Here is a 14,794-nt window from a genome sequence, read left to right as displayed (position 1 = left end):
TCCAGACATTTCCATCTAATCGAAGAATGGGGTTTTCGCCATATTCACCTGGCGAAAACGATCACAATTCGATGGAGGCGCATTCGCAGCAGCCCCATCCCGAGCGACCCCGCCTTCGTGAGGCCCGCGTGGCCCGGCCAAACTATGGAGTTCAACATGACTACCGGAAAGACTGTCATCGTCACGGGCGCGTCCCAGGGTATCGGAGCCGGGCTCGTCAACGCCTTCATCGAGCGGGGCTATAACGTCGTCGCCACCTCGCGTCAGGTCAGCGCCTCGGACGCCTTGCAGGCGTCGGACCGGCTCGCACTCGTCGACGGCGACATCGGCGACGCCGAAACCGCCGCGCGGGTAGCGCAGACGGCAATCGACCGGTTCGGCGCGATCGACGCGCTCGTCAACAATGCCGGGATTTTCTTGGCCAAACCGTTCGTCGATTTCACGATGACCGACTTCAGGCAGCTGTCCTCGACCAATCTCGAAGGCTTCATTCACCTGACCCAACTGGTCGTCGGGCAGATGCTCGCCCAGAAATCCGGCGGCAGCGTCGTCAGCATCACCACACCATTGACGGATCACCCGATCGCCGGTTTCTCCGCCTCGGTGTCGATGATGACGAAGGGCGGCATCAACGCCATCTCCAAGAACCTGGCGATGGAATATGCGAACGAGGGAATCCGATTCAATACGGTGGCTCCCGGCGTCGTCGACACGCCTTTGCACAAGGACAATCCCAAGGCTTTCCTCAGCACGCTGTCTCCGATGCCGGGCATTTCGAACGTCGGGGAAATCGTCGATGCGGTCGTCTTCCTAACCGAAGCTTCGCGCGTAACCGGGGAGGTGCTGCACGTCGACGGCGGCGCGCACCTGGGCAAATGGTAAACCACCCCGCGCGCGCCGTCGGCGCAGAACGACGGCTGCAGGAACTTGGCATCACCCTTCCCCCGCCGCCGACACCCCTAGGGGCCTATGTCGAGGCGGTGAGGGCCGGCAACCTGGTCTTCTTCAGTGGGATGCTGCCAGTTATCAACCGCCAGCCGCGCTTCATCGGCCGTGTCGGCGGCGCGCTGACAACCGAGAACGGCATAAAGGCCGCCGAAACGGCGACGCTCAGCGCATTGGCGGCCGCCAGGGACTATCTCGGCTCGCTGGACAGGGTCGCAAAAGTCGTCAAGCTCGGCGTCTACATCGCCACCGAAGGCGATTTCCGCGATCACCCGAAGGTCGCGGACGGAGCGTCGGAAATGCTGCTCCAGGTCTTCGGCGAGGAAAAACTCTCCGGCCGCGTCGTCCTCGGCGTCGCCAGCCTGCCGCTCGGCGTACCGATCGAACTCGAGCTCGTTCTTCAGGTCGAAGATTAAAAAATGCAGGGCGCGCTTCGGCGCGCCCTGCATTCTTGGCTTAGCTTACCCTCAGCGCCGATCAGGGTGCTTCACCACACACATTCACATCGCCACCAACAGCAGAACGTAAGCGATGACACTCACCATCAGGCCGCGAAACGCAAAGGTGACGCAGCGGTATTTGCTGCGGGCGATGGCGGAGAGGATATTGGCGTTTTCCAGATATTGGTCGAAGAGGTAGCGTTCGTCGCGCCTGAGTGCCGCGTCGAAGAACAGGTCGCGGTGGTTGTGCCAGGCGCCCCAGAACAGCGAGGTCGAGCTATCGAGACGGCGCGGCAGCACGACGAGGATCGCCGACAGGATGGAAAATACCGAGGCTGCGGCAAGCAGGCCCGAGAACAGCATGTTGCCTGACGTGCCGGCGACATAACGTGCCGGGTTGAAAACCGCCCTTACCTCGCTGGAGCTCACCAGGAAGGCCAGCATGAATGTAAAGATATACGCTGCCTTTTGATCGGATATCTTGATCTGATCGTAGAATATATCATTGATTTTCTTGATATGGTCGAAATACTCGACGCCGATATCCGCGCTGGACGGCTGACTTAGCATAACCTCAGTTGCAGTTTCGAATTCGCTCACGTGAATACTCCACCCTCAAGTGTTTCCCTGATATTACACTTGGCGACGAAAGCAAGAACACGTGTGCAACATGCTTGACTTTTCCACGCTACACGGACAAACGGGATGTGGGGATGGGGTCTGGGTCATGCGGGGTTATTCCAAGAACATCTGTCGCGCGGGGATGGCGCTGGCGCTTGCTCTGCCCGGTTTCGGGCCGTCGGCGATGGCCGAGCCGGTGCAACGTGCAACACCGGTCGCCGGTTCGGTCATCGCCCGCAAGGCAGGCGAAGAGGTTCGTTTCATCGACGTGTCGAACTGGCGTGTCGTCGATATCAATCAGGATCTCCTGACCGGGGACGTGCTGCGCACCAATGCCAACGGCCAGCTCGCCATTGTCTTTTCCGATCACACCCAGGTTCGCCTCGGCCGCAATTCCTCGCTGCAGGTCAAGAAAATGGCGGCCACCGGCGACACCACACTGGAGTTGCAATCGGGAACGATCTGGGCGCGCGCCGAGCGCGGCGGCCAGGGATTGACAGTCGAGACCCCTGCGGCAGCAGCCGCCATCCGCGGGACGGACTGGACGATGACCGTCGAGGGCTCCAGGACCTCGATGATCGTGCTGGAAGGGCGCGTGGCGCTCAGCAACCCGCAGGGCAGCGTCGAGGTGAACGAGGGCGAAGGCGCGGTCGCCACCATCGGCCAGGCACCGCACAAGCTCATCAGCGTCAATCCTGATGATCGCGAACAGATGCTCTTCTATCTGGACCTGCGCGACGGCTTCAGCCTGATGCCGACCTCGCCGCTGCGGGCCGACCGCATGGCGACCGAACGGCACCGCCTGCTGGCGCTGCCGCCGGAGCGCCGCAGCATCGAAGACTGGCTGGAACTTGCCGAAGTGCAGAGCGCCTTCGACGGGCGGCAAGCCGCAGCTGCGACGTTGCAGAACATTCGCGGCCGGAAGCTGACACTCGCCCAGCAGGCCCGCGTCGACCTGCTCGATGCCACCATCGCCGGCTCGGAAAAACGCTATGGCGATGCCGCCAGGCTCTTCCAGAAGGCCCTGCCGCATCTCGACCCGACACGCCGCAACATGGCGCAATATGGCGGCTATTTCGCTCGTTCGCTGGCCGACCCCGCCCATTCCGAACTGCCGCCGGCCACCACTGCCGGCCCCTATGGCGCGATCATGCAGGCCTATACGGCAGGCTTCCTGAAAAACCCGCGTGCCGCGATCGACATCATCAGAAAGGCCGAGCAACGCTATCCCGATGATCCGACCCTGCCGGCGGTCCGCGCCGAGCTGGCCCAACTCATTGACGACCGGAAGCAGATGAAGGAAGCGATAGAACGCTCGCTGGCGCTCGACCCCGATCATCCAATGGCGTTCTCCTCTCGCGCCGGCTACAAGGCAGCCTATGAGAGCGACATCGACGGTGCGCTTGCGGATCTGAACCGCGCGATCGAGCTTGCACCCGGCGCATCCGGCACGCTGAATTCGCTCGGCCTGCTGCAGAGTTCGCGCGATGCTAATGGCGAGGCGGAAAAGGCCTTCAAAAAGGCGATCGAACTGGACCCGCAGGATCCGCTGCTGCACGCCAATCTCGCGATGCTCTATCTCGATCAGGCGCGCATGAAGGAAGCCAAGCGCGAGATCGACACCGCGATCGCCCTCGATCCGTCCTTCGACATCGCCCTGCTTGTCCGCGGCCGCTACTACCTGCAACGCGGCGAGAGGGACAAGGCGCTAGAAGACCTGCTCGCCGCCAGCACCGCTAATCCGGCACACTCGCAATCGCAGCTGATGCTCGCCGCCTCCCATTACGAAAAGGGCGACCGGCTTCCCGCCGAGCAGGCGCTCGAAAATGCCGATCGGCTCGATAAAAACGATCCCGTCATTTCCGCCTTCCGCACCGCTGTCGATATCGACGATTACGACGCCGACGGCGCAATCCGCAACGCCCAAGAGTTTCTCCGCCGATCCCGAGCGCGCGGGGGCGATTACAGCGGCCTCGGCGCCAATGCGAGCGCTGGTTCGACGCTCAACAACGCTTTTCGTCTGCAGGGCCTGGACGCCTGGGGCCGCTATTACGGCGATGCGGCATTCGACCCCTTTAAAGGCACCGGCTATATCGACCAGTCGATCAAGGGCAGCATCTTTCCTTACGTGAACGCGACGAGCTTCAGCGATGACAATGTCATCCAGTACCGCGGCAACGCGTCGAGCTACTCGTCCTTCATCCAGGGCCTGCTGCTCTCTCCGCACATGCTGTCGGGCCGTTCGCGCTCGGCATCGCTGTTCGATGTGCCCTTTATCGAAGGCTCGCTCGGCGGCGGCATCAACAGCATCGACGGCCACAGCCGCCGCATCGGCGAAGCCGATATCCAGGGCTATTCAAACGAGACGATCCCGATCAGCTTCTATGGCAACCTGACCTGGGAGGAGCTGGCGCTCGATCGCGACTACCGGGATTTCGGCGGCGTCCAGACGGACAACAAGCTGTTGAGCGCCAACGGTTACCTCACCGCGACCGTCACGCCCGACGATCGCGTGGTGGCCTTCGTCAACCATGGCAAGAATGATGGAACACTGAGCGCATTATCCTCAAACACCGGGTTCATGGAACTCGTGTTCGGTGTTCCTTTCCCGCTGCCGCTCTACACAACAGAAGAAACCGCACGCGAAAGCACATATGCCGGCCTCGGCTGGAGCCACACGTTTGCGTATGAAAACGTGTTGAATGGAGCACTGCTTTATTCAGGAAGCAAGTCGAAGACGAGCAGCGCGCTTGATGTCGACCTGGACCCGCTGTTTATCCGCGCCGGGGTTCCCTTCATCATCCCCTTCACCGACGTCACTCAAGAGACCGAATCCAAAACCTATATCGGCGCTCTCAGCCATTCCATAGGCGCCGGACCTTTGACATTGCGCTACGGCATCGAGGGCGGCTGGATGGACGTCAGCAGCACGGTCGATACGACTCTCCTAGGCTTTACAGCTCCTCCCGATCACACCGAGAATACCATCGATATCGGCCGCGCCTATGTCGATGTGCTGCATGAGATCACGCCCGATCTCAAGGGCGAATACGCCTTGTTCGCCACGCGTCTGGAGGGCGACGGCATCGATATCAGCCGGCTGGAGCCGCGCTTCGGCCTCGCCTGGGCGCCGGTTCAAAACCACTGGCTGCGGGCCGCCTTCATGCGTCAGAGTTTCGATACGGCCGTTCCGACCCTTGCCCCGATCGGCATACTCGGCCTGCAGGCCAATCAGTTTTCCGCCAATCCGCAGGGCTATACGGATACGGTCGCCCTGCAATGGGATGCCGAATGGACTGACCGCTTCTTCACGTCGGTCGAATACCAGCATCAGGAACTGCACGATTTCTCCGTGGATTTTCCGCTGATCTCGCTTCCCTCCGATACCAGCCTGCCGATCTCGCGCGGCAGCATCGATCGCGCCGCCGTCACCGCCAACGTCGCGCTCGGCAACGGGTTCGGTCTTTCGGCCACCTATGCCTATATGGATTCGGAGAACAGGGACCCGCTCGAGCCGATCTATGGCGGCCCCCTTCCCTTCATACCGCAGAATTCAGGGCAGATTGCGCTGACCTGGGTCAACGAAGCCAAGGTCAAGGCCACCGTTGCCGCCAACTATGTCGGCGAGCGCGACGGCGATCGCTTCGGCACCAAGCTCGACGATTACTGGAGCCTCGACGCCCACCTCGTCTGGGAACCCTTCGACAAGCGCATCGAGCTCGAGGCGGCCGCCTATAACCTGCTCGACGAGGATTTCGAGGTTACGCCCGGCGTGCCCGGCTGGGGCCGCGCCTTCAAGGGCACGCTCAAAGTCCGCTTCTGATGCGGGCGGAACACAAGCCTCGGCAGGCCGGGCTGGATGGCGGCCAGGCTGGAAGCCGCCGCCTCCGGCTGCTGGTGCTGTCGCTCGCCGTGCTGATCGCCATTTCGCTGCTGTCGCGCCTGCCCGCCTGGTCGCTGCTGGAGCTCAGAAGCTTCGACTATCTCTCGACCGTCGACGATCCGCGTCCGCCGCCGGGCGGACCCGTCATCGTCGCGATCGACGAGCCCTCGCTCGCCGATATCAACGCGCAATGGCCCTGGCCGCGCAGCCTGCATGCAGAACTTGTCAGCCAACTGCGGGCAGCCGGCGCCCGCGTCATCGGCCTCGACATCATCATGGCCGAACCCTCCAACCCCGGCAATGACGCCGCGATCGCCAAGGCGGTCGGTCCCGACACCGTGCTTGCCGGCGATGAAACACTGATCGAGACGCCGCAGGCCTCGCAGCTGATCCGCGCCACGCCACTGCCGGCGCTGACGCAAGCGGGTGCTGTGACCGGCATCGCCTCGATCGATCTTAGCGGCGACGGCATTTTCCGCCGCATTCCCGGCTATGAGGACGGCTTTGCCGCCATGCTCGCCAAGGCCTCGGGCGCGGAGGCGGAGATCCTGCCGGCCGGGCGGCTGATCCAGTCCTTCGGCCCGGCCCGCAGCTACCCCACGGTCTCCTATTACCAGGCGCTCGACCCTGAAAACCTGCTGCCGCCGGGTTATTTCAAGGACCGCGTCGTGCTCGTCGGGCTCAGCCTGCAGAATGCGCCTGAAATCGACAAGGGCGGCGTCGATGCTTTCGCGACACCTTACACGGTTCACACCGGCAAGCTCGTCCCCGGCGTCGAAATCCAGGCGACGATTTATGACAATATCCGCTACGGCCTGTCGATCCGCGACGCACGCCTGCCGGCGGTCGCCGCCTGCATCCTGATCTCGGTGCTGCTGGCCGCCACGACCGTCTGGCGCTCGACGGGATGGCTGACGATCGTCACCAGCGCGGCCGCCCTCCTCGCCTTCGCGGCCGTCAGCTTCGCCGGCATCCGGCTTGCCCATGTCTTCGTCTCGCCGCTCGGGCCGACGGTCGCCTATATCGCGGTCGCCTTCGGCCAGGCCGCCTTCGACTATGCCGAGGAGCGCCGCAACAAGCGCCAGATCATCCGCGCCTTCGCCCAGTATATTTCGCCTGATCTCGTCCGGCGCCTGTCGAACGACCCCTCGCAGCTGAAGCTCGGCGGCGAGCGGCGCACGCTTTCAGTGCTGTTTTCCGACGTGCGGGGCTTCACCACCATCGCCGAGACGCTGAAGGACGATCCGGAACAGCTGACCGGCCTGATCAACCGACTGCTGACGCCGCTCTCCGACGTGGTGATGGATCACGGCGGCACGATCGACAAATATATGGGCGACTGCATTATGGCCTTCTGGAACGCGCCGCTCGACGATCCCGACCATGCGCTCCACGCCGTGCGCGCCTCGCTCGCCATGCAGGCGGCGATCTCGCGGCTGAACAATCAGCTGGAGCGGGAGGCGGCGACACGCGGCGGCAAGCCGCACGTGCTGAAGATGGGCGTCGGCATCAACACCGGCGAATGCATCGTCGGCAATATGGGCTCGACCCGCCGCTTCGACTATTCCTGCCTCGGCGACAGCGTCAACCTCGCCTCCCGCCTCGAAGGCGCCTCGAAGAATTACGGCGTGGCGCTGCTGCTCGGCGAAGAAACTGCAAGACAGGTCGCCGCCAACTACACGGTGATCGAACTCGACCGCATCATCGTCAAGGGCCGCACCGTGCCCTCGCCCGTCTTCACCGTCGTGCACAAGGCCGACGCGAAAGCGCTGACCAACCACCAGGCTTTCATCGAGGCGAAATATGCCGGGACGCTCGCCCCGTCCGATCCCGTCTTCGACAAACTGGCCGCCGACATTCCCGAGCTTGCCGGCTATTACGCGATCGCGCGGCAGGCGCTGCTTGGCGATGGCGGAGAATGATCGGGCAGCATTCTCCCAGGGCTGAGATTTGTGCCCGGATGCTCAGCTACGAACCGCTCGTTTTACCAAACCGTACATATTGGTGGGTGCGCCGTGCAGCATCACCTCGCGTTCGAAGCTGAAGCCACATGTCTCGAGGATGCGCCTGGACGCGGCATTGACGGGACGAACCAATCCGATCACCCGGTCCGCACGCAGGTCGTCGAAGGCAAAGGTCAGCGTTTCCCGCACCAGCTCCGTGGCATAGCCATGCCCCCAGCTTTCGGGATGCAAATGGTATGAAATATTGAGGCTGCCGAATTCCTTGGAAACGGTCACGCCGCCAAAACCGATCAGCCCCGCCTTCGTCTCGACCGCCCAGCGTCCGAAGCCGTGCTCTCTCCAATGCTCGGTGTCACGCGCAAGCCGCGCGGTGCTTTCTTCCAGCGAGTCCGGCCGGGGCACAGGCCGATGTGCCACCAGTTCCGGCCGGGAAAAAAGGCCGGCGAGGAAATCAATATCTGCGGCCACGGGAATCCTAAGCTGCAATCTCGCGGTATGGCGAATTGCCGGCGGCGCGGCACCATTGAATTCTTTTTTGAACATATCCTCGGCACCTCTCATCCAGACGCGGCATCCTCCAACGCTCCTCACCCTGATCAGGCTGAGACTATCTTGGGCGTTGCCATTCTCTGTTGGCGAAGATTTGCGGGAGACGATAACATTCTTTCGCGCTATGAAAGGTAATCATAATTCCCGCCAATAGCCCTCCGAGGTCACTCCCATGACTTTGAAAATTCTCTTCATTGGCGGCACCGGCCAGATCTCCTATCCATGCGTCGAGCGTGCCGTTGCCGAGGGTCATCATGTCAGCGTCTACAATCGCGGCTTGAGAAGTGCTGCCTTGCCCGCGGGGGTGACCTCGATCGTCGGCGAATTGGGATCGGGCACCTATGCGGATCACGCCAAGGACAATTATGACGTCGTCTGCCAGTTCATCGCCTTCACCCCGGATCAAGTGGAGCGCGACATCGCGCTGTTCTCGGGCAATTGCGGCCAGTATATTTTCATCTCCTCGGCCTCCGTCTATGAAAAGCCGCCGCGTCACTACGTGATCACCGAGGAGACGCCGGCGATCAATCCCTACTGGCCTTACAGCCAGGCCAAGATCGCCTGCGAGGAACTGCTCAAACAGTCTGCGAATCTGGCCTGGACGATCGTCCGCCCCAGCCATACGGTTCGCACCGGCCTGCCGATCATGATGGGCGACAGCGATGTCATGGCGAGACGCATGCTGGACGGTGAACCCATCATCGTAGCGGGCGACGGCCACACGCCCTGGACGCTGACCCGCTCAATCGATTTCGCCGTGCCTTTCGTCGGGCTTTTCGGCAAACGGGCCGCGCTCAACGATATTTTCCACATCACCTCCGATCGCGCGCACATCTGGGACGATATTCAAAAGACGATCGCAAGATTGCTGGGCGTCGAGGCAAAGATCGTCCACGTGCCGACGGACACGCTGATCCGGTACAATTCGGAATGGGCAGGCCCGCTGCTCGGCGACAAGGCCTGGACGGCGATCTTCGACAATTCGAAAGTCAAGCGCGTCGCGGGCGACTTCACCTGCGCCGAGAGCCTCGATGAAATCCTGGCCGAGCCGATCATGCACCTCAAGCAGCGTCTGGCCACAAGCCGTCCGCCGAGGGGTGAGCTCGATGCTCTGATCGACAGGATCTGCGCGGCCCAAGGCGCACTCGGCTAGGATCAGGCTCCGGAGCGCTGGCGCCTGGCAGCCTGGTTATTCCAAGCGCCGTGCCTCCAGCGGCGCGTCCTGCCTGAAGCCTTCGAAATAGCGGCCGCCATGCAAGGCAAGCTCGCCGTCGGCGAAAGCCAGCAATCTCGCGCCCTCGCCCCCTGCGGCCAGCCTGAAGGCCGCGTCGAATTCCGCCGCCAGTTGCGCATCGAGCTTCCCGATAAGACGCGGCGCCCACTTTCCGCGACCGGCCCATTCGCCGCGTCCGAGGAGAATGAGATCGGCGAGCTTCTGATAGAGTTGCGCGGCGATCGCCGCGATTTCTTCGGGCGGGCGCGTCCCACGCAGATCATCGGCAAGATCGCTGACCTGATAGCGCAGCATGTCGTAGCGCGCCCCGGCAAGCGGTTGCGGCCCTGCCGCCAGCATTGCCGCCGCCTTAGCCTGCACGAAATGCGCGCGCTTGATATCCGGTCCCACTACGCGACCCGTGGCGACCATGTTGGCCATGACAGGACAGCCGCTTTCCGCGTCGGCATGGATATAATGCGCCAGCGTCTCTTCATCGTGGACGAAGGCCTCGACCGGGAAGCCCTCATGGGTGAAGGATTCTCGCCAGGCTCGTTCCACCGACGAAAACACGACGACGAGGTCGATATCCGAAAAGGCTGTACCTTCGCCGCGCAGCAGCGAGCCGGTGGCGTAAGCGAAAGCGGCCCCGGTATAACGGTTGGCGAAGCAGCGGCGGGCGGCGGCGAGCGCCCGCTCCGCAAGAATATGTTTCTGGATATCGTCCACGATCTCGTCCTCGAATGGCCACAGACGAGCGGACATGAAAAAACCCGCTCGTTTCCGGCGGGTTGGGTCTCGGCAGCAATGAACGGAATTCAATTCACGCGCCTGCTACCCACCGCCCAGGCGGTGGTGCTAGACATCATCGAAACTGCAAAAATCCCGTTCATGCAGGCAAGGATATCCCCTGCCGGCGGGAGCGTCAATCTGCTGAGAATGCTTCCCCGCCCCGCTGTTTTCCGTCTAAGATGCCGCAAGACTCGTCAACCAGGAAGAGCCCGCCCATGTCCGATCCCGCCACTGTCATCCCGCTTCCCAAACCGGTTCTGCTGCCGGTCCAAGGCAGCGATGAGCGCTTTCCGGTGCGTCGCGTCTATTGCGTCGGGCGCAACTATGCCGACCATGCGATCGAGATGGGCCATGATCCCACCCGCGAACCTCCCTTCTTCTTCCAGAAGAATGCCGAGAACCTGCTGCCGGCAGGCAGCGCTTTTCCCTATCCGCCCCTCTCAAAGGACGTGCATTACGAGGTCGAATGCGTGCTGGCGCTGAAATCCGGCGGCGCGAATATCGAGGCCGGGCAAGCGCTCGACTGCATTTACGGCTATGCCGTCGGCATCGATTTCACCCGGCGCGACCTGCAGGGCGAGGCCAAGAAGCTCGGCCGCCCCTGGGAAGTCGCCAAGGCCTTCGAACATTCGGCCCCCGTTTCGGCCATCATACCGGCGAGCCGCCTCGGCCACCCCGGCGAAGGCCGGATCTGGCTGGAGCAGAACGGCAAGCGGGTCCAGGACGGCAATCTCAACCAGATGATCTGGAAGGTGCCGGAGATCATCGCCGCGCTGTCGAAGCTCTTTACCCTGGCGCCCGGCGATATCATCATGACGGGCACGCCCGCCGGCGTCGGCGCGGTTATCAGGGGCGACCGCATCAGTTGCGGCATCGACGGCGTCGCCACCCTATCGGTCGAGGTCGTCTGAGGAGAGAGCCATGCCCGTCTATGCGCTCGGCGGATCGACGCCGAAACTGCCCGCCGCCGGCCTCTATTGGATCGCACCGGACGCCAATATCATCGGCCAGGTCGAACTCGGCGAGAATGTCGGCGTCTGGTTCGGCGCCGTGCTGCGCGGCGACAATGAGAAGATAACCGTCGGCGAAGGCACCAATATCCAGGAAGGCGTGATGGCTCATACCGACATGGGCTTCCCGCTGACCACCGGCAAAGGCTGCACCATCGGCCACCACGCCATTCTCCACGGCTGCACGCTGGGAGACAACGTGCTGATCGGCATGGGCGCCACGATCCTGAACGGCGCGAAGATCGGCAACAATTGCCTCGTCGGCGCCAATGCGCTGGTGACCGAAGGCAAGCACTTCCCCGACAATTCCCTGATCGTCGGGGCGCCTGCCCGCGCCGTGCGTCTGCTCGACGACGCCGCAATCGACGCCATCCGCCGCTCGGCGGAAAACTACGTGGCCAACTGGCAACGCTTCGCTCGCGATCTCAAGCAGATCAGCTGATCGGGCAATTTGAGAAATGGTGGTCAGCCCCTCCTGCGGGGTGCACCTCCAGATGAGGCCGGAGAGAGGTGGCAGTCCACAGCGCCGGCGTCTTTTCAGACGCGCAAGGGAGGCTGCGGCATTTCGAATTGCTTTCGAGGCCAGGCATCCGGCTGACGGCTTCAGGCCGATCTCGTTAAAGAGCCTTATTCGGCAGCTTCGAGAAACTGGCTGTTTCGCGAGGAAGAGGCAAGCGCCTGAACCCTGGCTTCGGCCTTGGCGATCAGCTGATAGAATTCGTCCTGCGCTTCGACATCCAGTTGAATGACGGCATTGACGTCATCGGGCGTATCGCAAACGCAGGCGACGGCCGAAATGGGACAGATGCCGCCGGGGTAACGCTTGCCGGTTCCGGTATAGGCGCGACGGCCCCAACGCTCGGAATAGACCGTTTCTTCCCGCTCGAGATGAAGGATCGTTCCCTTGCAGGCAGTCACAATCGCCGCCTTGCCGTAGGCGAACCAATGATAGTTCAGCCTCCGGAGAATATATTTGCCGGTGATATCTTCGCCAGCCAGTTCGGCAGGGTTTTCAATCATTCTGATCATGAAGGCTTCCCTCAACGTTTGCAGAATATCCTTCATCTCTGCTTACGCGGCAAGTCAAAAAACGCTGATTTTGGAGGCACTTAGTCACAAAGTGTTTCCGATTCTTACATCAGGCGCGCACCAGGCGCCGGGTTGGACACACAATTCTTCGTCGAATTTACCGCTATCTGCACCCAATTTTGGCGTTATTCGCGGTGGCGCCGGGCATCTTGGCGTCTGAACGGCGACGCGCCTTAAGAGAACTCACCCGCGCGGGGACCGGCAAGCGTCACACGCCAACTCGTCCGCGATTGGAAATCCTGAGTGGCCAGAAACGTATAGCCCGTCGTGCGCCAGGGCCTGACCGCGCTGCTCAGATTGTCGAGCACAAAATCGCCGCCATCCGTCCGGGCAATGAGAACGACATGGTTTTGATCATGCGGCCCAATGACCACCGAAAGCGCCAACCGGTTCGATGGAAAACCAGCCTCGACCAGGTCCTTCATCTTCTGGAGGGCGTAGTCCTCACAGTCGCCACGGCCGGCAACCGGGAGCGACCAGACATCTCCGTGGGAAGACGGACGGTCTTCTGCGGGAACAATGCGTCCGTTTACGGCACGGTTGACCTTTTGAAGAAGCGCTATGCCTGCCGTGTCGTTCCGCTGTAGCCCCGCCGTCCTGCCGCACAGCCACTTGTACTTGGCACAGGCCGCCGCGAAGCCAACGGGCGCGCCGATGCTTCGCGTCACAGGCAGCGACGACCCGGCAACAGCCTGAAAAGGCGCAAGAAAACATAAAATCGCAGCAAGAGAAAAGAGGCGCTTCATAGCCGATTCTCCTTATTTCCTCGCGGACAATAACACGGCAGGAATAAAAATTTATTAAAATTTTATACTTGCGAATTTAACCGTATTATAGGAGCGACACAGATTAACCATCGATTATTCTTCACGTTAATTCATTGTTAGTATAAAAACCCTCCCCATTAACATTCGGTTAACCTTGGGAGACGGTTGAAATGATCAGCAGAGCATCGAAATTCAGCGTCGCCGTTGCTTTTCTTCTGGCAAGCAGCAGCCTGGCAACGGCAGCCCCGGCAGTCGTGAATTGCAATACCGCCGTGCGCGGCACACTCGAATACCGGCTGTGCATGCCGACGCGATCCATCCCGGCCGGCAGCAAGTTCAGCCCGAGGGATAGCGACCCCAACAGCCAGGGCACCGGCGGCGGCAAGAAGTCATCGAGCACCAGCTCGACTTCCGAGAACAGCGGTAAAGGCGGCGGTGATCAGGTTGCGGACGGCGGCGGAAACGGCACTGGCGACAACGGTAGCGACGACAACGGCGACAACGGTGGCGAGGACACCGGCAACAATGGTGGCGACGACAACGGCCACGGCCATGGCCATGGCCACGACCATCATGGCGATGGCAAGGGCGGCAAAGATCATGATCATGGCAAGGGCGGTCATGGCAAAGACAACCACGGCGGCAAGGACCACGACCATCACCGCGGCGACAAAGGCGGCAAGGATCACGGCCACGGCAAGGACGGCCCGGGCAAAGGCGACAAGGAAGGTCACGGCAAAGGTGGCAAGGACGGCCGTGGCAAGGGCGACAATGACGGCCCGGGCAAGGGTGACAAGGACGGTCCGGGCAAGGGTAGCAACGACGGTCCAGGCAAGGGCGACAGTGACGGCCCTGGAAAGAGCGATAACGGCGGCTCTGGCAAGAGCGACAATGGCGGCTCTGGCAAGAGTGACAACGGCGGCTCTGGCAAGAGCGACAATGGCGGTTCCGGAAAGGGCGATAATGGCGACTCCGGCAAGGGCGACAATGGCGGTTCCGGCAAGAGCGACAATGGCGGCTCCGGCAAGAGCGACAATGGCGGCTCCGGCAAGGGCGACAATGGCGGTTCCGGCAAGAGCGACAATGGCGGTTCCGGCAAGGGCGACAATGGCGGCTCCGGCAAGGGCGACAATGGCGGCTCCGGCAAGAGCGACAATGGCGGCTCTGGAAAGAGCGACAATGGCGGCTCCGGCAAGAGCGACAATGGCGGCTCTGGAAAGAGCGACAATGGCGGCTCTGGAAAGAGCGACAATGGCGGCTCCGGCAAGAGCGACAATGGCGGCTCCGGCAAGAGCGATAATGGCGGCTCCGGCAAGAGCGACAATGGCGGCTCCGGCAAGAGCGATAATGGCGGCTCCGGCAAGAGCGACAATGGCGGCTCCGGCAAGAGCGACAACGGCGGCTCTGGCAAGAGCGACAATGGCGGCTCTGGCAAGAGCGACAACGGCGGCTCTGGCAAGAGCGACAATGGCGACTCTGGCAAAGGCGGTTCCGGCAAGGGTGGATCGAACTGAACTTGCC

13 protein-coding genes are annotated in these 14,794 nt (G+C 62.0%); 8 read left to right on the top strand and 5 right to left on the bottom strand.

The features are described from left to right. Window positions 1-156 precede the first annotated feature (156 nt). Complete coding sequence (locus tag ATY75_RS25865) at window positions 157-882, top strand: SDR family oxidoreductase (protein WP_088939809.1); 726 nt, start codon at window positions 157-159, stop codon at window positions 880-882. Further along, window positions 876-1,361 carry a RidA family protein gene (locus ATY75_RS25860; RefSeq protein ID WP_088939739.1) on the top strand — a complete coding sequence of 162 codons (486 nt, stop codon included), beginning with the start codon at window positions 876-878 and terminating at the stop codon, window positions 1,359-1,361. The genes ATY75_RS25865 and ATY75_RS25860 overlap by 7 nt, the downstream gene beginning before the upstream one ends. An 84-nt stretch (window positions 1,362-1,445) precedes the next feature. Here the strand turns inward: ATY75_RS25860 and ATY75_RS25855 are convergent, their stop codons facing one another. After that, window positions 1,446-1,985, bottom strand: a complete 540-nt coding sequence (locus tag ATY75_RS25855; protein ID WP_064839324.1) for a Pycsar system effector family protein — start codon at window positions 1,983-1,985, stop codon at window positions 1,446-1,448. A gap of 127 nt (window positions 1,986-2,112) precedes the next feature. Between ATY75_RS25855 and ATY75_RS25850 the strand changes: the two genes are divergently transcribed. Further along, window positions 2,113-5,829, top strand: a complete 3,717-nt coding sequence (locus ATY75_RS25850) for a FecR domain-containing protein (protein ID WP_088939738.1) — start codon at window positions 2,113-2,115, stop codon at window positions 5,827-5,829. Beyond that, window positions 5,829-7,811: an adenylate/guanylate cyclase domain-containing protein gene (locus tag ATY75_RS25845; RefSeq protein ID WP_088939737.1), complete on the top strand. Its 1,983-nt coding sequence runs from the start codon at window positions 5,829-5,831 to the stop codon at window positions 7,809-7,811. The genes ATY75_RS25850 and ATY75_RS25845 overlap by 1 nt, the downstream gene beginning before the upstream one ends. A 42-nt stretch (window positions 7,812-7,853) precedes the next feature. Here ATY75_RS25845 and ATY75_RS25840 read toward each other — a convergent pair whose 3' ends face one another. Continuing rightward, window positions 7,854-8,396 (bottom strand): GNAT family N-acetyltransferase, encoded by a 543-nt coding sequence (locus tag ATY75_RS25840; RefSeq protein ID WP_088939808.1) that lies wholly within the window; start codon window positions 8,394-8,396, stop codon window positions 7,854-7,856. A 178-nt stretch (window positions 8,397-8,574) separates the two neighbouring features. Here ATY75_RS25840 and ATY75_RS25835 point away from each other — a divergent pair, with 178 nt between their 5' ends. Further along, window positions 8,575-9,555 carry an SDR family oxidoreductase gene (locus tag ATY75_RS25835; protein WP_088939736.1) on the top strand — a complete coding sequence of 327 codons (981 nt, stop codon included), beginning with the start codon at window positions 8,575-8,577 and terminating at the stop codon, window positions 9,553-9,555. A 36-nt stretch (window positions 9,556-9,591) separates the two neighbouring features. On the opposite strand, the gene ATY75_RS25830 is transcribed toward ATY75_RS25835, so the two are convergent. Beyond that, window positions 9,592-10,344, bottom strand: coding sequence for a nucleotidyltransferase domain-containing protein (locus ATY75_RS25830; protein WP_088939807.1), 753 nt, complete (start codon window positions 10,342-10,344; stop codon window positions 9,592-9,594). Between the two features lie 278 nt (window positions 10,345-10,622). Between ATY75_RS25830 and ATY75_RS25825 the strand changes: the two genes are divergently transcribed. Then, the gene (locus ATY75_RS25825; protein WP_088939735.1) at window positions 10,623-11,318 is read left to right on the top strand and encodes a fumarylacetoacetate hydrolase family protein; all 696 of its coding nucleotides are present in this window, start codon (window positions 10,623-10,625) and stop codon (window positions 11,316-11,318) included. Window positions 11,319-11,328: 10 nt separating this feature from the next. Further along, window positions 11,329-11,859: a gamma carbonic anhydrase family protein gene (locus ATY75_RS25820; RefSeq protein WP_088939734.1), complete on the top strand. Its 531-nt coding sequence runs from the start codon at window positions 11,329-11,331 to the stop codon at window positions 11,857-11,859. A 185-nt stretch (window positions 11,860-12,044) separates the two neighbouring features. Here ATY75_RS25820 and ATY75_RS25815 read toward each other — a convergent pair whose 3' ends face one another. Beyond that, entirely contained in the window at window positions 12,045-12,446 is a 402-nt protein-coding gene (locus ATY75_RS25815) for a hypothetical protein (RefSeq protein WP_012558183.1), read from the bottom strand. 233 nt (window positions 12,447-12,679) lie between these two features. Next, window positions 12,680-13,252, bottom strand: coding sequence for a transglutaminase-like cysteine peptidase (locus tag ATY75_RS25810; RefSeq protein ID WP_088939733.1), 573 nt, complete (start codon window positions 13,250-13,252; stop codon window positions 12,680-12,682). A 191-nt stretch (window positions 13,253-13,443) separates the two neighbouring features. Between ATY75_RS25810 and ATY75_RS35200 the strand changes: the two genes are divergently transcribed. After that, entirely contained in the window at window positions 13,444-14,787 is a 1,344-nt protein-coding gene (locus ATY75_RS35200) for a hypothetical protein (protein ID WP_245317632.1), read from the top strand. Window positions 14,788-14,794 lie beyond the last annotated feature (7 nt).

It is taken from the genome of Rhizobium sp. N122 (assembly GCF_002211295.1).
Taxonomy (GTDB): domain Bacteria; phylum Pseudomonadota; class Alphaproteobacteria; order Rhizobiales; family Rhizobiaceae; genus Rhizobium.
Note: the sequence above shows the minus strand (reverse complement) of the source record. Positions and strands in the feature narration are given on the sequence as shown.